This is a genomic window from Mycobacterium sp. M23085, from assembly GCF_045343915.1.
Lineage (GTDB): Bacteria > Actinomycetota > Actinomycetes > Mycobacteriales > Mycobacteriaceae > Mycobacterium.
In genome coordinates this window covers 2,695,239-2,719,438 of sequence record NZ_CP174280.1, presented here as the reverse complement: position 1 = coordinate 2,719,438, position 24,200 = coordinate 2,695,239, and the positions used below count along the sequence as shown (strand labels likewise).

Annotated in this window: 25 protein-coding genes; 17 read left to right on the top strand and 8 right to left on the bottom strand. The window is 68.6% G+C overall.

The features are described 5' to 3' along the window. From ACIUM1_RS12500 to eccE, 7 genes are all read left to right on the top strand, one after another. Nucleotides 1-1,494: a PPE family protein gene (locus tag ACIUM1_RS12500; RefSeq protein ID WP_406817447.1), complete on the top strand. Its 1,494-nt coding sequence runs from the start codon at nt 1-3 to the stop codon at nt 1,492-1,494. A 63-nt stretch (nt 1,495-1,557) separates the two neighbouring features. After that, entirely contained in the window at nt 1,558-1,851 is a 294-nt protein-coding gene (gene esxG / locus ACIUM1_RS12495; RefSeq protein WP_406817446.1) for a type VII secretion system protein EsxG, read from the top strand. A 32-nt stretch (nt 1,852-1,883) separates the two neighbouring features. Then, a complete protein-coding gene (locus ACIUM1_RS12490; RefSeq protein WP_083066139.1) occupies nt 1,884-2,174 on the top strand; it encodes a WXG100 family type VII secretion target in 291 nt (96 codons plus the stop codon). A 12-nt stretch (nt 2,175-2,186) separates the two neighbouring features. Then, nucleotides 2,187-3,143, top strand: coding sequence for an ESX secretion-associated protein EspG (locus tag ACIUM1_RS12485; protein ID WP_406817445.1), 957 nt, complete (start codon nt 2,187-2,189; stop codon nt 3,141-3,143). Nucleotides 3,144-3,157: 14 nt separating this feature from the next. Continuing rightward, on the top strand, nt 3,158-4,582 hold the full coding sequence (eccD, locus tag ACIUM1_RS12480; RefSeq protein ID WP_406817654.1) for a type VII secretion integral membrane protein EccD: 1,425 nt from the start codon (nt 3,158-3,160) through the stop codon (nt 4,580-4,582). Then, nucleotides 4,579-5,988: a type VII secretion-associated serine protease mycosin gene (gene mycP, locus ACIUM1_RS12475; protein ID WP_406817444.1), complete on the top strand. Its 1,410-nt coding sequence runs from the start codon at nt 4,579-4,581 to the stop codon at nt 5,986-5,988. The genes eccD and mycP overlap by 4 nt, the downstream gene beginning before the upstream one ends. Then, the gene (gene eccE / locus ACIUM1_RS12470; protein ID WP_406817443.1) at nt 5,985-6,986 is read left to right on the top strand and encodes a type VII secretion protein EccE; all 1,002 of its coding nucleotides are present in this window, start codon (nt 5,985-5,987) and stop codon (nt 6,984-6,986) included. Before mycP ends, eccE begins: the two co-directional genes overlap by 4 nt. Here eccE and ACIUM1_RS12465 read toward each other — a convergent pair. Beyond that, nucleotides 6,976-8,175: an alpha/beta hydrolase family protein gene (locus ACIUM1_RS12465; protein WP_406817442.1), complete on the bottom strand. Its 1,200-nt coding sequence runs from the start codon at nt 8,173-8,175 to the stop codon at nt 6,976-6,978. The genes eccE and ACIUM1_RS12465 overlap by 11 nt on opposite strands. Nucleotides 8,176-8,340: 165 nt before the next feature. On the opposite strand from ACIUM1_RS12465, the gene ACIUM1_RS12460 reads away from it, so the two are divergent. Further along, the gene (locus tag ACIUM1_RS12460) at nt 8,341-9,126 is read left to right on the top strand and encodes a trans-aconitate 2-methyltransferase (RefSeq protein WP_406817441.1); all 786 of its coding nucleotides are present in this window, start codon (nt 8,341-8,343) and stop codon (nt 9,124-9,126) included. Here ACIUM1_RS12460 and stf0 read toward each other — a convergent pair. The 3 genes from stf0 to bluB all read right to left on the bottom strand — a co-directional run bounded on the left by stf0 (nt 9,115) and on the right by bluB (nt 12,148). Then, nucleotides 9,115-9,918 carry a trehalose 2-sulfotransferase gene (gene stf0, locus ACIUM1_RS12455; RefSeq protein WP_406817440.1) on the bottom strand — a complete coding sequence of 268 codons (804 nt, stop codon included), beginning with the start codon at nt 9,916-9,918 and terminating at the stop codon, nt 9,115-9,117. The two genes, ACIUM1_RS12460 and stf0, sit on opposite strands and share 12 nt — an antisense overlap. A 64-nt stretch (nt 9,919-9,982) precedes the next feature. Then, nucleotides 9,983-11,401 carry a sulfatase gene (locus tag ACIUM1_RS12450; protein WP_406817438.1) on the bottom strand — a complete coding sequence of 473 codons (1,419 nt, stop codon included), beginning with the start codon at nt 11,399-11,401 and terminating at the stop codon, nt 9,983-9,985. Between the two features lie 78 nt (nt 11,402-11,479). Continuing rightward, nucleotides 11,480-12,148: a 5,6-dimethylbenzimidazole synthase gene (bluB, locus tag ACIUM1_RS12445; protein WP_406817437.1), complete on the bottom strand. Its 669-nt coding sequence runs from the start codon at nt 12,146-12,148 to the stop codon at nt 11,480-11,482. Between the two features lie 76 nt (nt 12,149-12,224). On the opposite strand from bluB, the gene ACIUM1_RS12440 reads away from it, so the two are divergent. Beyond that, on the top strand, nt 12,225-12,509 hold the full coding sequence (locus tag ACIUM1_RS12440; protein ID WP_406817436.1) for a hypothetical protein: 285 nt from the start codon (nt 12,225-12,227) through the stop codon (nt 12,507-12,509). On the opposite strand, the gene ACIUM1_RS12435 is transcribed toward ACIUM1_RS12440, so the two are convergent. After that, nucleotides 12,493-12,975 carry a hypothetical protein gene (locus tag ACIUM1_RS12435; RefSeq protein WP_406817435.1) on the bottom strand — a complete coding sequence of 161 codons (483 nt, stop codon included), beginning with the start codon at nt 12,973-12,975 and terminating at the stop codon, nt 12,493-12,495. The genes ACIUM1_RS12440 and ACIUM1_RS12435 overlap by 17 nt on opposite strands. Nucleotides 12,976-13,172: 197 nt before the next feature. Between ACIUM1_RS12435 and ACIUM1_RS12430 the strand changes: the two genes are divergently transcribed. Beyond that, complete coding sequence (locus ACIUM1_RS12430; protein ID WP_406817434.1) at nt 13,173-13,850, top strand: phosphatase PAP2 family protein; 678 nt, start codon at nt 13,173-13,175, stop codon at nt 13,848-13,850. A gap of 99 nt (nt 13,851-13,949) precedes the next feature. Then, entirely contained in the window at nt 13,950-14,609 is a 660-nt protein-coding gene (locus ACIUM1_RS12425; protein ID WP_406817433.1) for a L,D-transpeptidase, read from the top strand. 4 nt (nt 14,610-14,613) lie between these two features. Here ACIUM1_RS12425 and ACIUM1_RS12420 read toward each other — a convergent pair whose 3' ends face one another. Together ACIUM1_RS12420 and ACIUM1_RS12415 are read right to left on the bottom strand one after the other, a co-directional pair. Next, nucleotides 14,614-15,108 carry a nuclear transport factor 2 family protein gene (locus ACIUM1_RS12420; RefSeq protein WP_076053801.1) on the bottom strand — a complete coding sequence of 165 codons (495 nt, stop codon included), beginning with the start codon at nt 15,106-15,108 and terminating at the stop codon, nt 14,614-14,616. Between the two features lie 89 nt (nt 15,109-15,197). Beyond that, nucleotides 15,198-15,860 carry a TetR/AcrR family transcriptional regulator gene (locus tag ACIUM1_RS12415; RefSeq protein ID WP_406817432.1) on the bottom strand — a complete coding sequence of 221 codons (663 nt, stop codon included), beginning with the start codon at nt 15,858-15,860 and terminating at the stop codon, nt 15,198-15,200. Nucleotides 15,861-15,898: 38 nt separating this feature from the next. Here ACIUM1_RS12415 and ACIUM1_RS12410 point away from each other — a divergent pair, with 38 nt between their 5' ends. From ACIUM1_RS12410 to ACIUM1_RS12390, 5 genes are all read left to right on the top strand, one after another. Continuing rightward, nucleotides 15,899-17,128 carry a hypothetical protein gene (locus tag ACIUM1_RS12410; protein WP_406817431.1) on the top strand — a complete coding sequence of 410 codons (1,230 nt, stop codon included), beginning with the start codon at nt 15,899-15,901 and terminating at the stop codon, nt 17,126-17,128. A gap of 153 nt (nt 17,129-17,281) precedes the next feature. Next, nucleotides 17,282-19,240: an Hsp70 family protein gene (locus ACIUM1_RS12405; RefSeq protein WP_406817430.1), complete on the top strand. Its 1,959-nt coding sequence runs from the start codon at nt 17,282-17,284 to the stop codon at nt 19,238-19,240. Between the two features lie 131 nt (nt 19,241-19,371). Continuing rightward, the gene (locus tag ACIUM1_RS12400) at nt 19,372-20,760 is read left to right on the top strand and encodes a hypothetical protein (protein WP_406817429.1); all 1,389 of its coding nucleotides are present in this window, start codon (nt 19,372-19,374) and stop codon (nt 20,758-20,760) included. A 112-nt stretch (nt 20,761-20,872) separates the two neighbouring features. Further along, entirely contained in the window at nt 20,873-21,211 is a 339-nt protein-coding gene (locus ACIUM1_RS12395; protein ID WP_406817653.1) for a hypothetical protein, read from the top strand. 155 nt (nt 21,212-21,366) lie between these two features. Further along, the gene (locus ACIUM1_RS12390) at nt 21,367-22,389 is read left to right on the top strand and encodes an NADP-dependent oxidoreductase (protein ID WP_406817428.1); all 1,023 of its coding nucleotides are present in this window, start codon (nt 21,367-21,369) and stop codon (nt 22,387-22,389) included. A gap of 101 nt (nt 22,390-22,490) precedes the next feature. Here the strand turns inward: ACIUM1_RS12390 and ACIUM1_RS12385 are convergent, their stop codons facing one another. After that, complete coding sequence (locus ACIUM1_RS12385; RefSeq protein WP_406817427.1) at nt 22,491-23,054, bottom strand: hypothetical protein; 564 nt, start codon at nt 23,052-23,054, stop codon at nt 22,491-22,493. 317 nt (nt 23,055-23,371) lie between these two features. Here ACIUM1_RS12385 and ACIUM1_RS12380 point away from each other — a divergent pair, with 317 nt between their 5' ends. Then, nucleotides 23,372-24,199: a family 16 glycosylhydrolase gene (locus tag ACIUM1_RS12380; RefSeq protein WP_406817425.1), complete on the top strand. Its 828-nt coding sequence runs from the start codon at nt 23,372-23,374 to the stop codon at nt 24,197-24,199. Nucleotide 24,200 lies beyond the last annotated feature (1 nt).

The following is a 24,200-nucleotide window of genomic DNA, read 5'->3' as shown; positions in this document are numbered from 1 at the left end:
ATGACATCCCCCTTCGGACCCATTTGGATGGCTTCGCCACCCGAGGTGCATTCGGCGTTGCTCAGCGCCGGTCCGGGCCCGGGACCGCTGTTGGCGGCCGCCGGCGCCTGGACTTCGTTGAGCACCCAATACGCCTCGGCGGCAGCCGAACTCAGTGGGCTGTTGGGGCAGGCGCAGGCTGGGTCCTGGGAGGGGCCGAGCGCCGAGCAGTATGTGGCGGCCCACCTGCCGTACCTGGCGTGGCTGCAGCAGGCCAGCGCGGACAGCGCGGGTGCCGCCGCGCAGCAGGAGGTCGCGGCGACGGCATACACGGCCGCGTTGGCGGCCATGCCGACCCTGGCGGAACTGGCCACCAATCACACCGTGCATGCAGTTTTGGTCGGGACGAATTTCTTTGGCATCAACACGATTCCGATCGCGGTCAACGAGGCCGACTACGCACGGATGTGGGTCCAGGCCGCCACGATCATGGGCACCTACCAGGCGGTGTCGGGTTCGGCCCTGGCCGCGGCGCCGCGGACCATGGCGGCGCCCGCGATCGTGAATCCCGGGGGCCAAGTCAACAGTCTCGCGTCCAACGCCACGCAGGGCAGCCCCGGGGATTGGTGGCAGAACTTCATCGAGCAGCTGTCCAAGTTTTTTCAGGACTTTTTCCAGAACATCCAGCAGATGGTGCAGAACTTCTTCTCGAATCTGCCGGCGTTCCTCGCGGCCAACGGTCCGTTGCTGTTTTTCGTTGCCTACCAAGTGTTTTTCAACGCCGTCGGCTGGCCGACCTGGGGTGCCATCCTGACCGCACCGCTGCTGATCCCGCTGCTGTTGGGTATCGGGCTCGGTTCGCTGCTCACCACGCCCGTCGAGGTCGCGCCGGATGCCGCCCCCGCCGTCGTGGCTCCGACGCTGACGTCGAACAAACCGCCGTCCATGCTGCCGGCGGTCGCGCTGGCCCCGACGGTCCCGGCTCCGGCCGGCGCCCCGGCCACCACGGTCACCGCGGGTTCCGCGGCACCCGCCGCGCCGGCCCCGGCTGCACCTGCCGGCAACTTCGCCTACCTGGTCGCCGTGGGCGGTGACCCGGACGCCGGGGTCGGCCCCACCCTGGGCGGCCGCGGCGGGGCCAAGGCTCCGGCGGCGACCATCCCGGCGGCCGGTGCCGCGGCGGCCAGCCGTGCCGAGTCCCGGGCCCGGCGCCGCCGGCGTGCCACGCTGCACGATCACGCCGATGAGTTCGCGGACATGGACTCCGATTTCGGTGTCCCCCCGGGCTTCGGCGACGAGGAGGAACTGGCCGCGGCCGTCGGGTCCGCTCAGGGAGCCGGAAGGTTGGGATTCGCCGGAACCACTCAGCGACAGAAGGCGTTTCAGGCGGCCGGGTTGACCAAGCTGGCCGACCACGACTTCGGCGGCGGCGCCCGCGCGCCGATGGTGCCCGGCACGTGGGAGCACGAAGACGGGACCAAAACGGGCTCAACCGAACCGGGGAAAGGGGGGTAAGGCAGTCAGCCAGATGAAGGTGAATTACCGAAACCCCAACGGACGCAACAGAAAGGTATCAACATGAGTATGTTGGACGCGCACATTCCGCAGTTGGTGGCCGCGCAGTCGGCCTTCAGTGCCAAGGCGGCGCTGATGCGCAGCACGATCAGCCAGGCCGAGCAGGAAGCGGTGTCGGCACAGGCATTCCACCAGGGCGAGTCCTCCGCCGCCTTCCAGGCCGCGCACGCACGGTTCGTCGAGGTCGCAGCGAAGGTCAACACCCTGCTCGACATCGCCCAGGCCAACCTCGGGGACGCCGCCGGCACCTATGTGGCCGCGGACGCCGCCGCCGCGTCCGGCTACACCGCGTTCTGACCACACCGCTAGCAACCGCGAAAGGACTTGTCATGTCGCAGATCATGTACAACTACCCGGCGATGCTGAGCCACGCCGCCGACATGTCGGGCTATGCCGGCACGTTGCAGGGGCTCGGTTCCGATATCGCCAGCGAGCAGGCCACGTTGTCCAACGCCTGGCAGGGTGACACCGGTATGACCTATCAGGTGTGGCAGGCTCAGTGGAACCAGGCCATGGAAAGCCTGGTGCGCGCCTACCAGTCGATGGCCAGCACCCACGAGGCAAACACCATGTCCATGCTGGCCCGCGACCAGGCCGAAGCCGCCAAATGGGGCGGTTAGTCCGCAGCTGAAATGAACGCATCGCCCAACGCCGTCGAGCTGACGGTCGATCACGCGTGGTTCATCGCGGAAATGATTGGGGCGGGGAGCTTTCCCTGGGTATTGGCGATAACCTCGCCCTATCGTGATGCCGCGGAGCGCAACGCGTTCCTCGACCGTCAGAAGGCCGAGCTGACCGACCTCGGCCTGATCTCGGATGGCGGAGTCATCAACCCCGCGGTCGCCGAGTGGATCAAGGTGGTGTGTTTCCCTCAGCGGTGGCTGGACCTGCGCTTTGTCGGCCCCGGCAAGGACGGCGCTGAGGGCGGTCCGGAAATGCTGCGTGGTGTCGTCGCGCAGCGCACCGGCGCCGCCGGCAAGCCGTCGCTCACGGTGGTCGCGTTGCGCAGCGCGCAGCTGATCACGTTCACCGCCATGGACATCGATGATCCGCGGGCGCTGGTGCCGGTGCTCACCGTCGGACTCGCGCAACGGCCGCCCGCACGGTTCGACGAGTTCAGCATGCCGACGAGGGTGGGTGCCCGGGCCGACGAACGGCTGCGTTCGGGCGCACCGCTCGCCGAAGTCCTTGATTACCTGGGTATTCCGCAGTCGGCGCGGCCGGTGGTGGAATCGGTGTTCAACGGACCGCGCAGTTATGTCGAGATCGTCGCCGGCTGCCACCGCGACGGCCGGCACTCCACCAGCGAGGTGGGGATGAGCATCGTCGACGCACGCGAGGGACGGGTGCTGGTCAGCCCGTCCCGCGCCTTCGACGGCGAGTGGGTTTCCACCTTCGCGCCCGGAACACCGTTCGCGGTCGCTGTCGCGATAGAACAACTGACCGACCTACTGCCAGACGCCGAATGGTTCTCCGATCACCGGCTGGCCCGAGACTTTTCCACCGCAACAGTGTCCGCCCAACGTAGACAAAGAGAAGAGAGCACGATGTTCCAGCAACGGCCACAACACTTTTCGAGGGTCCGGTGACGTCGGGAACCGTCATGCCGATCGTCCGGGTGGCAATCCTCGCGGACAGCAGGTTGACGGAAATGGCCTTGCCTGCGGAGCTGCCGCTGCGCGAAATCCTGCCCGCCGTCCAGCGTCTGGTGGTTCCCGCCGCGACGAACGGCGACTCCGAACTCGCCGCCGCCTCGCGCGGTGCCGCCGAGATCGGGGCGGCGATCCAGCTGAGCCTGGCCCCTATCGGCGGTGCGCCGTTCAGCCTGGACGCCAGCCTGGACACGGTCGGAGTCGTCGACGGCGACCTGCTGGCGCTGCAGGCGGTACCGGCCGGTCCGGCCGCGCCCGGCATCGTCGAGGACATCGCCGATGCGGCCATGATCTTCTCGACGTCACGGCTGAAGCCTTGGGGCACAACGCATATCCAGCGCGGCGCCCTGGCCGCTGCGATCGCGGTGGCGTTCCTGGTCACCGGGCTGTCGGTCACCTACCGGGTGGCTACCGGTGCGCTGTTGGGCCTGGTCGCCGTCAGCGCTGTCGCAGCATTGACCGCGATCGTGGGCCTGCTGGTCACCGCCCGCTCGCCGCGGACCGGAATGTCGCTCTCGATCGCCGCGCTGGTTCCCATCGCCGCCGCACTCGCGCTGGCGGTACCCGGCAAATTCGGGGCCGCCCAAGTGACCCTGGCCGCCGCCGGTGTCACCGCGTGGTCGCTGATCGCGCTGATGGCGCCCAGCGCCGCGCGCGAGCGCATCGCCGGCTTCTTCACCGCAACCGCGGTGGTGGGCGCCGGGGTGCTGCTGGCCGCCGGCGCCGAAATGCTATGGCAGCTCAAACCGATTGCCCTCGGTTGCGGTCTGATCGTGGCGGCGCTGCTGGTCACCATCGAGGCTCCCCAGCTGTCTGCGCTGTGGGCGCGCTTCCCGTTGCCGGTCATTCCGGCGCCCGGGGACCCCACCCCGTCGGCGCCGTCGTTGCAGGTCCTCGAGGACCTGCCGCGCCGCGTCCGGATCAGCGACGCGCATCAGAACGGATTCATCGCCGCGGCAGTGCTACTCAGCGTCTTGGGCTCGGTGGCAATCGCGCTGCGGCCCGAATCGCTCAGCGGTGCGGGCTGGTACGTGGTGGCCGCCACCGCCGCGACGTCGGTGCTGCGGGCCAGGGTGTGGGACTCCGCCGCGTGCAAGGCGTGGCTGCTCGCCCAGCCCTTCCTGACCGCCGGTGTGCTGCTGGTGCTCTACACCTCGACCGGACGCTACGCCGCGGCCCTCGGGGCGGCGCTTGTGCTGCTGGTGCTGGTGGCGGTGTGGATCGTGGTGGCGCTGAACCCGGGTATCGCCGCGCCGGAAAGCTATTCGCTGCCGGTGCGCAGGCTGGTGGGCTTCGTCGCGACCGGACTCGACGCGTCGCTGATCCCCGTGATGGCGTTCGTGGTCGGTCTGTTCGGCTGGGTGCTCAATCGATGATTCGGCCGGCATCAGCCTGCTTCGCCGCGGCATTGGCCTTGCTGCCGGCCGCCGCGACGTGGTCGAGTCCGCCGGCATCAGCGATCAGCCCGCCGTCGGTCGATCCCGGCGTCCCGCCGCCCAGCGGGTCGCCGGGGCCCGGGCAGCCGATGGAGCAGCGCGGACCCTGCAGCACGTCCGGGGTGGTTCCCGGCAGCGATCCGGGTGCCATCACGCCGAGCCAGGCGGTGCTGAATCTCCCTGCGGCATGGCAATTCTCGCGGGGCGAGGGCCAGCTGGTGGCGGTGCTCGACACCGGGGTGCGACCGGGTCCGCGGCTGCCCAACATCGAGCCGGGCGGTGACTTCGTCGAGACCACCGACGGCCTGACCGACTGCGACGGGCACGGAACCTTGGTGGCCGGGCTCATCGCCGGCCAGCCGTCGGCGGACGACGGCTTCTCCGGCGTGGCGCCCGCGGCACGGGTGGTGTCGATCAGGACCTCGTCGGCCAAGTTCTCGCCGCGGACGCCGGGTGGTGATCCGCAGCTGGCGCGGGTGTCGGCCGAGGTGTCGACGCTCGCCCGGGCGATCGTGCACGCCGCCGACCTCGGCGCGCGGGTGATCGACATCGGCTCGACCACCTGCATGCCGGTGGACCGGCCCGTCGACCAGGCCGCCCTCGGAGCCGCCGTCCGCTACGCGGCGGTCGACAAGGACGCGGTGATCGTGGCCGGCGCGGGCGACGGCGGGCCGACCGGAGCGGCCGGCGGCGGAACCTCCTGCGAATCCAATCCGCTCACCGACCTGAGCCGGCCGAACGATCCGCGCAATTGGGCCGGCGTCACGTCGGTGTCCATCCCGTCGTGGTGGCAGCCGTACGTGCTCTCGGTGGCCTCGCTGACCCCGGACGGCCAGCCGTCGAAATTCACCGTGGCCGGGCCGTGGGTGGGGGTGGCCGCGCCTGGCGAACGCATCGTGTCGGTCGGCAACGCCGACGGCGGCGGACTGGCCAACGGCCTGCCCGACGAGCACCAGCAATTCGCCGCTCTCAGCGGAACCGGTTACGCGGCCGGCTATGTGGCCGGTGTCGCGGCGCTGGTCCGCAGTAAGTATCCCGACCTGAACGCCACCGCGGTGCTGCGCCGCATCACCGCAACCGCGCACAACGGCGCCCGCGACCCGTCCAATGTGGTCGGCACCGGCAGCGTGGATCCGCTGGCAGCCCTGACATGGCAACTGCCCTCCGGTAATCAGCCCGGCGCGGCGTCGGTGAAGCCGGTGGCCGTGCCGCCGGCCCCCGCCCCCAGGGACACCACACCACGCACCGTGGCGGTGGCCGGCGCCGCCGCGCTGGCCGTGCTCGTCGCGGTGGCCGCCGCAGTCACCGCAGTCACCGCACGCCGTCGAAAGGACCCCACCCCGTGAGCAAGCATCGGATACCGAATCCCGGGAGCGGCCGAATCACGTTGGCGTTCTTGGTCATTGCGCCCGCGGTGATGGCCTACCCGTGGCGAACGCCCCGCGACTACTGGGTAGTAGGCATCGCGGCCGCCGTCGTGATCCTGTTGTTCGGCTGGTGGGGCGGTCTGCATTTCACCACGATCCTGCGCCGCCGCCTGGCGATGATCGGCCGCGGCAATGGCGTGCCCGCGAGCACTTCCGACACCGCGACAACCGCCCTGATCCGGGTTGGCGCGGCGGCGGGCGACGCCGATGTACTCCCGCTCCCGCTGATCGCCAGCTATCTCAACCGCTACGGCATCCGGGCGGACAAGATCAGGATCACCAGCCGCGATAACGCCTCAGACGCGAGCAGACGCGAGACCTGGATCGGGCTCACCGTGTCCGCCCCGGACAATTTGGCCGCACTGCAGGCTCGCTCACCGCGAATCCCGTTACACGAGACCGCTGCGGTCGCCGCTCGCCGGCTGGCCGATCATCTCCGGGAGATCGGATGGGAAACCACCACCGTCGGGGCCGACGACATTCCCCGGCTGCTGACCTCCAACCCCCGCGAGAGATGGCGGGCCGTGCAGCGCGGCGCTTCCGATTACCTTGCCGCATACCAGATTCAGGTGGACGACGCGCTGCCGGAGACGCTGGAGAACATCCGGACCTACCCGGCGCGTGAAACCTGCATTGCGCTCGAGCTCGCCGGTGAGAAAAGCCATCCCACCGTGGCGGTGGCCTGTGCGTTCCAGACCGAGACCGCCCCGGACGGCAAAGCCCCGGTGGACGGGCTGACGCCGCAGCGGGGGAATCACCTGCCCGCCTTGACGGCGCTGGACCTGCTGTCCACCCGGCGGCTGGACGGGCACACCGCTGCGCCAGGGGAATTGCTCTCGCAGCTGCACTGGCCCACCCTGGCCGGCGGCGCTCACCGGGCCTCGCTCGCCGACACCGTCGAGGTGGTCAGAACATGACCGCCTGCAGGAACGCCGTCATCCGGCGCAGGTAGTCCAGCTGGCTGACGTGCAACACATGGCTGCCCGGAAACCAGTGCAGCGCACACTGATCCCAGTGTTGCCATAGCTTGACGGCGTGGTCGGGCGGCGCCATCCGATCGCCGAGGCCGGTGATGATCATCCGGCGGTCGCGCGGCACCAGCGGCCGGTAATTCAGCGGGCAGTGGTAGGCCAGCCCGGCCGCCAGGTCGTCGTGGCCGATGTCGGCCAGGCGCAGGCCCAGCCGGACCAGCATGTTGGCCGGGAACCATTCGTCGAACAACGTCGACGGGGTGACCACCGGACAGTTGGGGATGACGGCCTCGAGCCGATCGTCGACCGAGGCCACCAGTGCAGAGGTGTACCCGCCCAGCGAGATGCCGGTGAGTGCGATGCGGTCGACGCCGGTGTGGCCCAAATAGTCCATGACGGAACGAAAGTCGTGCACGGCCTGGGCCATGGCCTCGGCGAAACCGCTGAGCCCGCCGGCGAAATAACCGAAACCGCTGAAGGGCGAATGTTTTTCGGCCCGCTTCCCATGAAAGGGCAGCGTGTACAGCAGAACGTCGTAGCCGGACCGGTAGTACCAGGGCAACGAAAAGAACCGTCCGTTGGCCAGATACGACGATCCCACGAAACCGTGAATCACGCATAGGGTGGGACGCGGCCCGTCGTCGTGGCGCCAATGCTGTGCGCGCACGATGTTGTTGGACCGCCAGGCGCCCCACTGCCTGCGCATGGTGGGGTTGACGGCGGTGAAAGTGCTGGGGAACGCGATGTTGTCGACCGTGCCGCGCGCGATCCACTCCGCCAGCGGGCCGGCCCGTCGCGACGACACCCGGGGTAGCTCGGTGGGTGCCGGGAACGATAGCGTCGGGTCTCCGGCCGCGCCCAGCTCGGCGTAGAAGTCGAGGTTGCCGCGTTCGGTGGCGGAATCGGATTGTCGCAGCGCGCTGGCGACCACGAATGGCGCCACCGTGCTGGTGAGCAGCGACGCCACCCAGGTGCGCAGGGCCAGATCGCCGCAGGCCGATGCCTCGACTACCATTCGCTGGCGGGACGACAACGCCGAGCGGGGGGGTAATCCGCCGGCGCCGGCCGGTAGATCGGCGCCGGGAACGTCCGGAACGGGGATGGGCGGATCGATCGGATCTGAGTCGGGCGCCACGAACGCCGATGGTAGCCGGGCAGGGCCGCGCCTCCTGGACGTTTCGACCGGATTCGATCGTCGCGGTGTTGTCCCCGAAACCATCCGGGCCGCGTCGGCGCACCATGGGAGTTATACGGTTTGCTATCTGCCGTTGGCGGCGGCGCGAGGATCGGGAGGACCGACATGTGGGATCCGGATGTTTACCTGGCCTTCGCCGACCACCGTGCCCGCCCCTTCTACGACCTGTTGTCGCGGGTGGGTGCCGAGCGGGCGCGCCGCGTCGTCGATCTCGGTTGTGGGCCCGGTCACCTGACGAAATACCTGGCCCGGCGCTGGCCCGACGCGGTGATCGAGGCGGTGGACAGCTCGCCGGAGATGGTGGCCGCGGCCAAGGAGCGCGGCATCGACGCCGTCACGGGGGACCTGCGTGACTGGAAGCCCAAACCCGACACCGACGTGGTGGTCAGCAACGCGGCCGTGCACTGGGTGCCCGAACATTCCGACCTGCTGCTCCGGTGGGCGGGGGAGCTCACGTCCGGATCGTGGATCGGTGTCCAGATGCCGGGCAACTTCGAGTCGCCGTCCTACGCGGCGGTGCGGGCGCTGGCCCGCCGCGAGCCTTACGCAAAGCTGCTGCGCGACATACCCTTTCGCGTCGGGGCGGTGGTCCAGCCGCCGTCGCATTACGCGAATCTGCTGCTCGACGCGGGGTGCAAGGTCGACGTCTGGGAGACCACCTATCTGCACCAGCTGACCGGCGAGCATCCGGTGCTGGAGTGGATCACCGGCACGGCGTTGGTCCCGGTCCGCGAGCGGCTGGACGACGAGACGTGGGAGCAGTTCCGCGAGGAGCTGATCCCGCTGTTGCAGGACGCCTACCCGCCCCGGTCCGACGGCACGACGATCTTTCCGTTCCGGCGGGTGTTTATCATCGCCGAGGTGGGTGGCTCCAGCCGCTCAGCTGGGTAGCCCCAGCAGCGGCGCCTCCCGACGGTAGCGTTCGGCCCACTCGTCGGAGCGGTGGTCGGCCTGCCGTTGCAGCATCGGCGGTGGGGCCGTCCCGGCGTCCAGGCCCAGCGCGTCGAGAACGGTGGCAACGATGGCGGTCAGGTTGCGCCACAACACCGGATACGCGATGTCGATCGGCGTGATGCCCTCCTCGGCGAACCAGGCCCGCCAACTTTTCTCCTGACATCGCAGGTTGTCGACGATGTGCCCGATGGCCCCGGCGTGATAGCAGGCCTGGGAGTCGCGTTCGGGCTCGGCGTTGCCCTGCCACACCTGGGTTTGCGCGGCGCGCCAGAACGACACCGCCTGAGACACCACGTCCGGCCGGTAGACGTGCACGTACAGCGGCTCGTCGCCGATCACGTCGCGGATCGCCGAGCGCAGGCCCACTCCGGAACGGTCCGGCAGCGCGGCCGCTCGCCGGGTCAGCAGCGGCGTCTGGTTCCACATCAGCTTGCCGCCCCACACGCCGTTGGGCGTGCGACCCGCGCTTCGGATGCGCGCGCGCCAGGCGACCGGTGACTGGCGGTCGGGCGCCCCGGGATGCAGCGGATCGAGCAATCGCAGGATCGACTCGTCGTCGACGCCGGCGAACCTTTCCCGCGGCTGCGGTGGCATGCCGGTGGCCGGCAGGCACTCGAAGAATTCCTTTGGATTACCGGCGATTCCGGTCGCGCGCAGCGACTCCACCAGCAGCGTGCTACCGCTGCGCTGGGTGGCGAGCACCAGATACGAATTCGCGCCGCCGGGCACTCGATGAGCCTAACCGCAATCACGCGTGCCGGTGCGTGACGACTTTGCGTCATTGCGAGCCCAACTAGCGTTGGGTGGGCTTGCCCTCCTCGATCCCACGATCGGCGGCGATACCCGAGCGGGGGGTCGGCTTCGCATGATGGATCTGCAGGTATGTTTCGGTGTACCGCGCGGAGATGCGGGTGCCGGCAAAGTCCGAAGGAATCACATCACCGGTGCGTTGACGCCAATCATGCAGTCTCACAGCAAGATTGGCCGCAACCTCATCCGAGTCATTGCCGTCGCCGGCCAGCAGGTTGGTGGTCTCGGTGGGGTCGGCGCGCAGATCGTAGAGCTCGCGCTCGGGCCGCGGCGCCGTAACGAACGGGGCGACGGCCAGCCCGGACGGGCTTTCCCTGATGTCCAGCGGCAGCTCCAGCAATGGCCGGGGCACGTAGTTCTCGATGTAGCTGTAGTCCTTGGTGCGAATGGCGCGAATCGGATCGAACGAGTCGTGGTAGGTCTTCATGGTGTAGACGTGATCGCGCACCGGCGCGGCCGCCGGATCCGGCTCCAGCAGGACGGGCGCGTGTGAGACGCCGTCGACGTCGGCCGGAGTGTCGATACCCAACAGCCCCAACAACGTCGGGACCAAGTCAACCGCGCTGAACAGCTCGTCGTAGACCCGGGGGGCAACGGCCCGATTGGTCGGCGGCCGGATGATCATGCCGATGCCGGTCCCGGCGTCATACAGCGTGGATTTCGCCCGGGGGAACGCCGGACCGTGATCGGTGAAGAACACCACCCAGGTGTTGGCGTCCAGACCGGTGTCGGCCAGCGAGTCCAGCAGCCGCCCGACGGCGGCGTCGGCCGTGCTGATGGCCCCGTAGAAGTCGGCGAGGTCGCCGCGCACCTCGGGGGTATCGGGCAGGTAATCGGGCGGATCCACCTCGGCGCTGTCCGCCGGCGTGTAACGGTCCCGGGGATAGGGCCGGTGCGTCTCGAAGAAGCCGGCGGTCAACAGAAATGGTTGGCCGACAAGGCCATCGGCGCTTTGCCGCAGCCACTCGTCGGCCTTGTCGGTCACGTAGTCGCAGTACGAGTTCGACACGTCGAATTCGTCGAATCCCAACCGCTTCGGGTAGGAAGTCTCGTGCTGCATCCCGAAAAGCGCTGAATACCAGCCGGATTCGGCCAGGATCTGGGGCAGGGTCCGGATCCCGTCCCGGTATTCCCAGCCGTGGTGGGCCAGCCCGATGAGGCCGTTGTTCTGTGGGTAGCGGCCGGTGAACAGCGACCCGCGCGACGGCGAGCACAGCGGCGCGGTGGCGTGCGCCCGGGTGAACAGGATGCCCTCGGCGGCAAGGCGGTCCAGTCGCGGGCTGGACACGTCCGGGTGGCCGTAGGCGCCGAGGTAGCGTCCCAGGTCGTGCCAGTGCACGATCAGCACGTTGTCTTTATGGCTCGTATTCCGTTTTTGGTCGGCTGTCTCGCCCGGCGTCAATTGGCGTCACCTCTCACATTGCCTTGCGACCGGCGACGTTACCGCAACTTCCCTTGGTGATTGCTGAGTGCCGACGCGTCAGGCCGTCGGCAGTCGACCCCACCGGTTCTCGCAGACGAACTCCGACAACGGGCGCCCGACGGTCCAGCCGTCCAGCTCCAGTGCCGGCCGATCGGGGAATTCGGGCACCGGCCCCAGGCACAGGATGGCGACCGGTTCGGCGCCGGGCGGCATGCCCAGCAACGACGCCAGCCGGTGCGGATCGAACAGTGACACCCAGCCCATGCCGAGGCCTTCCGACCGGGCCGCCAGCCACAGGTTCTGGATGGCGCACGACACCGACGCCAGGTCCATCTGCGGCAGCGTTCGCCGGCCGAACACGTGTGCGTCGCGGTCGTCGCCCAGCGCCACCACGAACAGCTCCGCGCACTCGAGAATGCCCTCCACCTTGAGCGCCAGGAACTCGTCGGCCCGCTCGCCCAGTGCCTCGGCGGTGCGCGGGCGTTCCTCGTCCACCAGGGCGTGAATGCGCCGCCGCAGCGCGGCGTCGGTGATCCGGATGAAGCGCCACGGCTGCATCAGCCCGACGCTGGGCGCGGCGTGCGCGGCCTGCAGCAGGCGGGCCAGCACGGCCTCGTCCACCGCCGCACCGGGGACGAACCGGCGCATGTCACGGCGTTCGTAGATGACGCGATAGACGGCCCGCCGCTCTTGCGGACTGAATGCCTCTCCAGCCACGTCAGCCATCGTAGGAAATCGGCGTTAGCGTGGAGCGTGCCACCGTCTGAGACCTGGTGACCTCCTAGGAAGGGAGTGGTTTTCAGTGCAACCCTCCGATGTGCTCGATCAGCTGGCGGCCGATCCCGGCGCCGGGCGCGGTTACGGCGAGCCCTATCAAACCCCCGACGGCACCACCGTCATCGTGGTCACCAAACCGCTGGGCGTGTTCGCCATCCGCGACGGGCAGGCCCGCTGGACGCCGGCGGTGGACAAGGGCCGGGTCGCGCTGATCGGGGTGGTCACCGGCCTGCTGGCCGCGGTGATCGGCAGCCTGGCGGTGCTGCGCCAGCCGCCCTGGCCCCGCATCACGATCAGGGACTATAGGTAACACCGACCGCGCGGAACACGTATTCGGGCGGCATGTCGAACGCCAGCGACCGCCGGGGCAGGGCGCTGAGCACGTCGTCCGGAATGGCGACCTTATAGTGCAGCGACAACTCGCCACTGAACTTCTCGTCGACCCCCGAGACGTCGACGTCGACCTGCAAGCCGCTCGGCGAAATCTCGACCTGCGCCGCCCCGCTCTGCGGCGCGTCCCATCGCACGTTGACGGTCGGGCCGGCCAGGCGGGGCAGCATGGACAGGGTGGCCAGCACCCGCTCCGAGGTGAACGCCAGCGAACCCGTGTAGCTGGCGACGCTGTGCGGCAACCGCACGCCGGGAATGGTGCCGCTGAATCGCCGGGTCACGGCGACGTAATCGGCGAGGTAGATGAGGCCTTCCGACTCGACCTGGGCATGCAGTTCGTCGGGCAGCTTGCCGATGCCGAACAACCTACGGACAAAGACGGCCATATCGACAGTATGACCGCGCGAGCGACTCGGTGGGCGGGTCGCCCGCATGTGACACCGGGCGATCGCAAGCGCGGCGCGTGTCGCCGGGCGCAGCGGGTCGCCCGCATGTGACACCGGGCGATCGCAAGCGCGGCGCGTGTCGCCGGGCGCAGCGGGTCGCCCGCATCTGACACCGGCACTGCTGGTATCGGTTGGATATGACCCGCCCGAGGACGCCGGTGGCCATGTGGATCGCCGTGCTGGCTGCGGCGGTGTACGCGGTGATGTGGGTGGGCTGCTGCCAGCACTGGAACTGGCTGTACCGGATGGATTGGTCGTTGCTGAACGCCGCCCGCCACATCGCGCTCAAACACCCGCTGTGGCTACGGTTTTGGGAAGGTGTGTCCTATGCGTTGGGTCCGGTCCCGATGTCCGCGCTGGGCATCGCGATGACGGTGTTCGCGCTGGTGATGCGCAATCTGCGGGCCGCGCTGGTGCTGGCGTTCGCCTGCGGGCCGCTCAACGAGTTCGCGACCGCGGCGGCCAAGGCCCTGGTCAACCGTCCCCGCCCGGTGACCATGCTGATCGCCGCGCCGTCCACCTCGTTCCCGTCCGGTCATGCGCTGGAGGCGACGGCGGCCCTGCTGGCCACACTGTGCTTCGTCTTTCCGATGATGAACCGGTTGATCCGGAGCATCGCCGTCGCGGCGGTGACGGTGTCGCTGCTGATGGTCGGCATCTCCCGGGTGGCGCTCAACGTGCACTACCCGTCCGACGTGCTGGCCGGCTGGTCGCTGGGCTACCTGTATGTTCTGTTGTGTCTCTTGATTTTTCGTCCCTCGAACGGACCATCCGGCAGCCAGCGGCGCGCGAGCGAGACCGTCGTGCAGCGCTAACAACGCTGTCCCGGTGAGCATTTGGTCACGGCGTGGTGACCTGACTGGGGCTAAAGCTTTACTTGACCCTGACGACGTGCCCGTTTGACGATGGAGTGCATGCACCGACTGCTCACTTCGCTGTGCGCCGCGGCGTGCGTTATTTTCGCCTCGGTGGTGCTGGCGCCGACCAGTGCCGCCGCCGGCGCTCCCTGGTTCGCCAACGCGGTTGGCAATGCGACCCAGGTGGTTTCGGTGGTGAGCACCGGCGGTTCCAACGCGACCATGGAGATCTTCCAGCGCACCGGCACCGGTTGGCAGTCGCTACGGTCCGGCATTCCCACCCACGTCGGTTCGGCGGGGATGGCGCCGCAGGCCAAGAGCGGTGTTCCGGCCACCCCGATGGGCGTGTACAGCCTCGACTCCGCGTTCGGCACGGCGCCCAATCCCGGCACCGGCCTGCCCTACACCCAGGTCTCGGGTCCCAACTACTGGTGGAGCGGCGACGACCACAGCCCCACGTTCAATTCCATGCAGGTGTGCCAGAAGGCGCAGTGCCCGTTCAACACCGGCGACAGCGAGAACCTGCAGATCCCGCAGTACAAGCACGCCGTGGTGATGGGCGTCAACAAGAACAAGACCCCGGGCGGGGGCGCCGCGTTCTTTTTTCACACCACTGACGGCAAACCCACCGAGGGCTGTGTGGCGGTCGACGACGCTCAGCTGGTGTCGATCATGAAATGGCTGCGGCCCGGGGCGGTCATCGCCATCACCAAGTAGCTGCTCAGTCGGCGGCGATCGCGCGGCCGGGCTTGAGCGTGAAGTTCAGTCCCTCCAAAGACATTGTGGCGTCGTAGGTTCGGTCGTAGCCGGTGCCGCTGATCTTCCAGCCCGCGTCGGTGCGCCGGTAGGTGTCGCGGTAGAAGGCCGCACCGATCAACATGAAGTTGAAGTCGGCGACCATCACCCGGTCCTGCAGATACCAACTGCCCGTTGCGGTGTCGCCGTCGACGGTGATGTCCGGATGCGTCACCCGGTGTTCGGTGATGACGTTCGCCGGCAGGGAGGTCCGCATGTACTCCACCAGGTCGGCGCGGTTGGTGAAGTGCAGCTCGTTGCCGATCGACGGCCCGTAATCGGCCTTGATGTCCTCGGCCAGGGTGTCGGTGAAGTCGTCCCAATGCTTGGTGTCCAGCGCGCGCAGATACCGGTATTTGACTTGCTTGATCGCTTCGATATCGGCAAGGTCGTCGAGGGTCATCAGGTCATTGCAGCACATGTTGACCGGCCGCCCGCGCTCGCACCGAGGAGTCGGCGCCGCCGAGACTTAAACCATGGTCACGGTGTGCGGCGTGTCGTGTGCGTGGTTTAAGTGTCGCGGTTGCCATGACCCGCGGAGTCGCCATGACCCTCGGCCAGCACACGGGTGACCATGTCCACCAGGGCCCGTCGTTCCAGGCTCCAGTCGATGGCGGTGCCGGTGACCATCTGCGCCAGCACCACACCGCGCAGCGTGGCCCAAATAACCTCGGCCACACCGGCATGCGCGGGATCGGTGGTGATCAATCGTCCCAGCTGGCCCACCGCGGAGTTCATGTCGAGCAGGTGGCGCCGCGAGGACGGGTCGGGGTCGCCGCGGGTCTCGCGCAGGATTTCGAACGCGGCCATCGACGTCGGGCTGCTGTAGCAGCTCCAGGCGGTGTCGATGACGACCTCGATGCGCCTCCGCAGCGGCAGCTCGCTGACATCGGCCGCCGACAGGCTGTCCACCAGCCGGGCCACCCCGTCGTCCACCACGGCCCGCAGCAGGCCGTTGCGATCCCCGAAGTGGTACTGAATCACCCCCCAGGTCACGCCCGCGCGTTCGGCGACGTGCTTGGCCGTGGCGGCGGAGAACCCCTCCTCCACGATGCAGCGGACCGTCTCGTCGATGATTTTCGCCCGGGTGTCATCGCCGCGCTTGCGGGGCGCGGTGGTCCGCCGGGTGGGGCCAGCCGGACGATCCGGCGTCTGGCCTGCAACAATGGGCATTGTTGACTTTATAACATAGCCGGATCTATTTTTGGGGCGTGAGCAGCCCCTCGCGCTATGCGCAACTGTCCCGCGCCGAGCTCGCGGTCCTGGTTCCCGAACTGCTGCTGATCGGGCAGTTGATCGACCGGTCCGGGATGGCGTGGTGCATTTCCTCGTTCGGCCGCGATGAGATGGTCCAGATCGCTATCGAGGAGTGGGCCGGCGCCAGCCCGATCTACACCCGGCGCATGCAGAAGGCGCTGAACTACCAGGGCGACGACGTGCCGACGATCTTCAAGGGCCTGCAGCTCGATATCGGTGCCCCACCGCAATTCATGGATTTCCGGTATACCGTGCACGACCGCTGGCACGGCGAGTTCCACCTCGACCATTGCGGCGCCCTGCTCGACGTCGAGCCGATGGGCGAACAGTATGTGTTCGGCATGTGCCACACCATCGAGGACCCGACCTTCGACGCCACCGCCATCGCGACCAACCCGCGCGCCCAGGTGCGCCCCATCCACCGTCCGCCGCGGAAGCCGGCGGACCGGCATCCGCACTGCGCGTGGACCGTCATCATCGACGAGTCCTACCCCGAGGCGCAGAGCATTCCCGCGCTGCACATTATCGCCCAAACCCGCGCTGCGACCTGGGAACTGGATGCCATCGACCCCTCCGACGAGGGGCAGGCGGACTACTCGGGCCCCTTGCTGTCCGATTTCGACTTCGCCGCCTTCTCGCATTCGGCGCTGGTCCGGATGGCCGACGAGGTGTGCCTGCAGATGCACCTGCTGTACCTGTCGTTCGCGATCGCGGTGCGGGCGCGTGCCGCCGACGACGACGAAGCCGAGGGCGTGTGCACCCGAGGCCTGATCGGCATCGCGGGTATGGCCGCCGAGCGCATCCACCGCGCCCTGAAGCTTCCGGGCGGCACCGAAGGGGTGCTGCGCGTCCTCGAGCTGCACCCGCTGCTGAACCCGGTGGACTACGTTGTCGCCGAGACGGAATCGCACCGGCTGCACGTCCACTCCTCGCCGGCCCACGACGACAAATCCTGGATCTCGTTGTGCTCGCCGGAATCCGTGCAGCCGCTGCAGGCGATCGCCACCGCGGTGGAACCGCGCATCGTGGTCCGAGTTAGCGGAACGGCCACCGACTGGACGGCCGAGCTGGTTGAAACCGACACTCCCACCGAGGAACTGCCAGAGGTTTCGGTGGTCAGAGTCAGTGGGGGATCGACATTCCAGTTCCAGCCCAGGCGTTCGCTGCCACTGACGGTGTTGTAACGAAAAGCCCTTTGTCAAGGGGTTTTCGGTACCGCTTCGGTGTCGCAAGCGCATCGAGCGGATACCAATGACATTGCGAAGCATCGGCTTTCCGCGTGTCCGCGGCTATCGTTAACGCTGGCCACCGACCCCTATAGACGAGGTTTTCGCTCTATGTACGACCCACTAGGGTTGTCGATCGGGACCACGAACCTGGTCGCTGCGCGTAATGGAAGCCCACCGGTTAGCCGCCGGGCCGTGCTTACCCTTTACCCGCACTGTGCACCGAAAATCGGTGTGCCTGATGAGAATCCGCACCTTGCCGAGCCCGGCGTGCCGATGAAGGGTTTTATCGAGCGCATCGGTGATTCCGTCGCGCTGGTGTCACCCGACGGTTCCGCGCACGATCCGCAACTGCTGGCGGTGGAGGCGCTGGACGCGATGGTGCTCGCGGCGGGTGCGGACGCGGCCTGCTCGGAGATTTCCATCGCCGTGCCCGCGCATTGGAAGCCCGCGACGGTACAGGCGTTGCGGGACGCCCTGCGGACCCATCTGGGCTTCGTGCGAAGCGGCATGGCGCCGCGGCTGGTCTCGGACGCGATCGCGTCGTTGACCGCGGTGAAGGCCGAGCTCGGCCTGCCCGACGAGGGCGTGGTGGGGCTGCTGGACTTCGGTGGCAGCGGCGCGTCGGCCACCTTGGTCAACGTCGCGGGAGATTTCGAACTCGTCAGCGCCACAATGCGTTACGCCGCCCTCTCCGGTGACGAGATCGATCAGGAGTTGCAGCTGCGCGCCTTCGAAGAGCTGGGCCATGGCAGCGGCCTCGACCCGGGCAGCACCGCCGGTGTCGGACAGCTGATCGAGCTCAGGGAACAATGCCGCGCGGCCAAGGAGAGGCTCTCCACCGACATGGCCACCGACATCACCGCGGTGCTCGGTGGGCGCAGTTGCAGCCTGACGCTGACGCAAGACGACCTCGAGGAGCTGATTCAGGACCGCCTGACCGGCTTCATCTACGCCTTCGACGACATGCTGGTGCGCTACCGCAAGAGCTGGTCGGACCTTGCCGCGGTGGTCACGGTCGGTGGCGGCGCGCGCATTCCGCTTGTCACCGAACGGCTTTCGATGCACGGCCGCACGCCCATCCTGACGCCCGCGCAACCGGCCCTGGCCGCGGCCAGCGGGGCGCTGATCCTGGCGTCGCGCGGCGGCGAGCTGGATCTGCGGACCCGGACGTCGATAGGCCTGCTGGCTTCGGCCGACGCCGCCGGTGACGTCGTCGACCTGGGCGCCGGCGATGTGCTGGTGATCGACGACGAGGCGCTGACCGATCGCGAATTGGCTTGGTCGCAGACCGAATACCCCGGTGATCTGCGGATGCGGTTCGGCGGGGAGACCTACGACGAAGACGGCCCGGCCGGCTGGTCGATGCGGCTCAACGTCATCCAACCGCCGCGGGAGCGCCGGCCCCGGCTGCGGCTTCGGTTCTCCCAGTTGGTCATCGGCATGTCGGCCCTGGTCGCCATGACGGCGATCGGCGGGGTGGCCTACACGCTGACCGGGATCGAAAACCGTCAGGCCCCGCCGGCGCCCTCCGTCGCGCCGCTGCCGGCGCCGCCGGCCAACTCCGTGGCCCCACGTCCGGCCGCACCACCGCCGCCCACTGCGGTACCGCCGCCACCCCCGCCGCCCAGCGCGCAACCCGTCCCCAGCCCGGCGCCGCCACCGCCGCCACCACCACCGTCGCCGCCTCCGCCGCCGCCACCGCCACCCGTGGTGGTCACCACCGCGCCGCCGGCGCCCGTCTACACCCCGCGGCACACGGCGCCGCCGACCACCGCGCCGCCGCAACCGACGGTCACCACCACGGTGCCGCCGCCACCTGCGGAAACCACCACCACGCCGCCGCCCCCACCACCGCCACCGACCACCACCAGCACGACGGTGCCGATGACGACGGAGTGGATACACGTGCCGCTGCTGCCGATACCGATTCCGGTGCCGGTGCCCCAGCAACAGGCGCCGGCGACCCCGCAGTATCCGCAATATCCGGGGAACCAATATCCGCAGTATCCGGGTAGCGCGCAGTACCCGGGCGGCTCGCAGAATCCGTTCCTGGGGCCGGGATATTAGCGTCGTTCCTGCGTACGCACGCGTACTGCGCGACTAGTCGCACGCGCGTAACGTTTATGTCACCAAGTTCGGGCGGGGTTCATCCCGCCATGCCCTCATAGAGGGCTTGAAAAAGACCTTGGAGGCGTTACGTGGACATCGTGCTTGGGGTGTCGATGGCTCCCAGGACAGTCCGCCTGGTAGCGATCGAAGGCCAAAATGCTGACGGCGTGACCGTCGAACAAGAAGAGTTCGCGGTTGGGGCCGGGGGGAATTCGGCCGCGGGTGCGGTCGATCAAGTGATCGACGCGATCATCGGCAGCCGTGAAGGGGTGCTGGAGGGCGGTCACCGGTTGACCTCGACCGGGGTCACCTGGAGTGACCCCGCCGGCGTCGGCGCGCTGCGCGAGGCGCTCGAAAGCCACGAGTTGGACGGCGTGATGTTGGTCGCACCGTTGCTCGCCGCGGCCGCGCTGGCGCAGACCGTGGGGTATGCGCTGGGTTACGAACGCCTCGCGATGCTGTTCGTCGAGCCGGCGAACGCCACGCTGGCCGTCGTCGACGTCGCCGACGGATCCATCGTCGACCTGCACCGGCGCCAGACCGGCGACGTCCGCGCGGGCGGCCTGGCCGAAGAACTGGCGACGATGGTCTCGCGCCTGGACGCCCCCGGGTCCCGGGCCGACGGCGTGTTCCTGATCGGCTGCGGAACCGACATCGTCGCGCTCATGCCCACGCTCGAGGCGGCAACGTCACTTCCGGTCACCGGGCCCGAGGAGCCCGATATGGCATTGGCCCGCGGCGCGGCGCTGGCGTCGGCGAACGCCCCGCTGTTCGCGTCGTCGACGGCCGCCCTGGCCTACGCGCTGGACCCGGGCACCGGAGAGTTCCCGCCTGCCCTGAGCCCGACCTACCTGGACGTCTGGGACAACGCCGACGTGCGCACCGGCGCCCTGGCCTACAGCGCCGTCGCGGACGACGACGAGAGGCCCCCGCGCCGGCCCTGGTCCATGCTGCTGGCCGGTAGCGCCCTGGCCGCGATCGTCGCCGCGATAGGCGCGGTGGTGCTGGTGACGTTGACCTCGGATCGCCCGGGGGCCGACGTTCGACACAATTCCGGCGTCGGCGTGGCCACGCCCGGCGTCCGGCTGCCGGCGCCTCCGCCGAGCAACCCGCCGCAGGCGCAGCTGCCCGCTCCGAGCCCGGCGCCACCGCCGCCCGCACCCAGCCCTTCGGAGGTGGCCGCCGCCCCGGCGCCCGCACCGTCGCCGGTGCGGCAGCCCGCGCCGCAGGCGCCGGTCACTACGCCGCCGGCGGCACCGGTGCGTCGCGCCCCGACCCGGCAGGCGCCGCAGTACGTACCGCCGCCCGTCGAGCAGCCCGCGCCCGCGCCGGTCGCGGCGCCCGCGCCCCCGCCGGCCGCGCCGCCACCACCCGCGGCGCCGCCGCCACCCCGGCAGCCGCCGGTGACGATGTATCTGCACTTCCCGTTCGTCACGGTGCCGATTCCAATCAACCCACCGCCGCCGCCTGGCCAGTAGGCGTGGCAAACGGTCGCGACTGAGCGCACACTGGCAGTTACGGCACGAGCGCCAGGGAGGTTCCGTGGGCGAGCACAGTGGATTCGGATTCGACCCCGAAGAATTCGATCGAATGATCCGGGAGGGCAGCGAAGGGCTGCGCGACGTGTTCGAGCGGGTCAGCAAGTTCGTGGCCGCCCCCGGTGCCCGGACGGGCTGGTCCGCCGTCTTCGAAGACCTGGCGCGGCGCCCGCGCGGTGCCCCGGAAACGGCCGGCGAAGCCGGTGACGGCGTGTGGGCCATCTACACGGTGGACGCCAACGGTGGCGCGCGCGTCGAGCAGGTCTATGCGACCGAACTCGACGCCCTGCGGGCGAACAAGAACAACGTCGATCCCACACGCAAGGTGCGTTTCCTGCCCTACGGCATCGCTGTCAGCGTCCTCGACGACGACGCTGAAGAGCCTGCGTAACAATCGTTTTCGGCTCAAGGCTGCTGCACCACGTTCGAGCCGCCGGAGTTGCCGATCTTCGGCGCGCCGCAGTGGCAGGTCTGACGAACTTGCCGTTGCAGGCGACCGTCCAATTTTCGTGGATCCCGGCGATCCATTCGGTAGTTTCTACGATCGTGCCCGAACTGCCGAATCGCCAGGTCTTGTTGCGTCGACGCCCCTCCGGCCTGGTCCAGCCCGGTGACACGGAAATGGTCACCACGCCCGCGCCCGAACCCGCCGAGGGTGAGGCGCTGTTGCGCACCACCTACGTCGGCATCGACGCCGCCGCCCGCACCTGGCTGGACGACCAGCCCGGCTACCTCCCACCCGTGCAGCTCGGCGAGGTCATCCGGGCGGCCGGGATCGGCGAGGTGGTCGCGTCGCGGTGCGACGCCTACGCCGTCGGCGACGTCGTCACCACGCTGACCGGCTTTCAGGAGTACGCGATCATCCGCGACGACCTGTTCAGCACCCCGATCCCGGGTGAGGACGACCAGCTGGCGATCATGTCGGTCTACGGGCCGACCGGCGCCACCGCCTACTTCGGGATGACCGACATCGGCCGCCCGCAGCCCGGGGAAACGGTGGTGGTGTCCGCGGCCGCCGGTGCCACCGGATCGGTTGCCGGGCAGATCGCCAAGATCGCGGGCGCCCGGGTGGTGGGCATCGCGGGCGGGCCGGAGAAATGCCGGGCGGTGGTGGAGGACTTCGGGTTCGACGGATGCATCGACTACAAGAACGATGACGTGGCGGCGGCGCTGAAAAAGCACTGCCCGCAACGCGTCGACGTCTACTTCGACAACGTGGGCGGGCCCATCCTCAACGCCGTGCTGGGCCGCCTGGCCGCCCGCGCGCGCGTCGTGCTGTGCGGCGTCATCTCCAGCTACCTGACCGGCGACCACCCCGGGCCGGCCAATTACGTGAACCTGCTGTCCAAGACCGCGCTGATGCAGGGGTTCAACGCGCTCGATCAGTGGGGCCGCTTCGACGAGGCGTTCGCCGCGCTACGCCGGTGGGAGGCCGACGGCCGACTTCACCACCGGCAGACCATCTTTGAGGGCATCGAGTCGTGCGTCGATGCCCTCAACGGCCTGTTCACCGGCGTCAACATCGGCAAGACCCTGGTCAGGCTCAGCGAACCCTCAAGGAACCAGTAGGCGCTCGCTCGGGGTACGAGGTAGGCGCCGAGATTGCCGCTATGGCTGTCATTCGGAGGGCAAGCACAACCACCACGGCAATCTCGGCAGCCTCCTGACCGCTAGGCCTCGCCAAGCACGCGGTGCAGCGCCTTGCGTGCGTCGGTCAGCGCCTCGAGCACCTTGGTCCGGGTCTCGGCGAGCTGCTGCTTCTGCTCCTCGGTGCCCGTCCAGGCGATGGTGCGGGCCAAGCCGGCGATCTCGAAGAGCTCCTTGCGGATCTTCACCACGTCACCGAACTTGGCCGCCCGGCCCAGAAACGCGTGCGCGGTTTCGCTGCTGATTCCCCGCCAGGCCAACAGGTTTCGGCCGAGTTCGGTCAGCGTCGCCACGCCGCCGTCGACGGTGACCACGCCGCGCCCGGCGAGAATGCCGATCGCAAGTTCCGCCACGTCCTGCGGAGGGGTGAATGCGCCGCCGGTCGCATCGGTTACCCGTTGCACCACCTGCGCGGCGTCGGCCGGCCCGTCCAACAGCAACGCCGCGGTAACGAACGCCGCGCGCTTGAGGCCGTGACGCCCCTTCTTGCCGTACGGTGCGGCACCAGGACCGCCGAAGCCGGGACCACCGAAGCCCGGACCGCCGAAACCGGGTCCACCGAAACCACCGAAGAATCCATGAGACATGTTTGTTGTCCTTTCTTAGACCATCAATCTCCTTGATACCACCGGCCGAAAGGATGTCAACTTACTTGATGGTTAGGGGGTGAAAGCCCAGGAAATCGGCGCCGCGGCCGCTATCGTCGCTTGCTTATGCCAGGGCATGGCGGCGACGGACCGGCGCGCGGACGGTGACGGGAACGCACCGATGCCGGTGGCGCGCGCGGGCCCCGACCGCGGGTGCGTGGCACCCCACCGCGTGGTTTCATAACACCGTTTGCGAGAGTTGCCTGGGGAGATCTCGCCGAGCTTGACGAGCCGGCTTCGAACGATTGGTGGTTTAGATGGATCGTCGCAGCATGATGCTGATGTCGGGCCTCGGCATGATCGGGGCTGCGATGCGCTTACCGGGTGCCTGGGCCACCCCGTCGGCGCCGGAAGCGCCGCCGTCAGCGGGCGGCGGGAATTACATCTTCGCCGACGAGTTCGACGGACCCGCGGGCTCGCCTCCCGACCCGGGCAAATGGACCATTCAAACCTGGCAGGACGACGTGTTCCCGCCGGTGGACGGGATCTACCGGAATGACCGCCAAAACGTGTTTCAGGACGGCCATTCCAATTTGGTGCTGTGTGCCACCCACGATGTGCTGAGCAACACCTATTACAGCGGCAAGCTGCGCGGCAACTTCCGCAGCATGATCAACCAGACCTGGGAAGCGCGGATCAAGCTGGACTGCCTGTTCCCCGGTCTGTGGCCCTCGTTCTGGGGAGTCAACGAGGACCCGCTGCCCGACGGCGAGGTGGACATCTTCGAGTGGTACGGCAACGGCTCCTGGCCCGCGGGCACCACGGTGCACGCGGCGTCCAACGGCAAGACCTGGGAAGGGAAATCGATTCCGGGTCTGGTGGACGGTGCGTGGCACACCTGGCGAATGCACTGGGGCGAAGAGGGATTCGAGTTCTCGCGGGACGGGGCCGAGTACTTCAAGGTGCCCAACAAGCCGATCCACGTCGCCGGCGGCGCCCCCGACGACTTCCGGTGGCCGTTCAACCTCCCCGGCTACTGGATGACCCCCATGTTCACCCTCGCCGTCGGCGGGGTGGGGGCCGGCGACCCGGCCGCGGGCCAGTTCCCGGCGTCCATGCTGGTGGACTACATCCGCATCTGGTAGC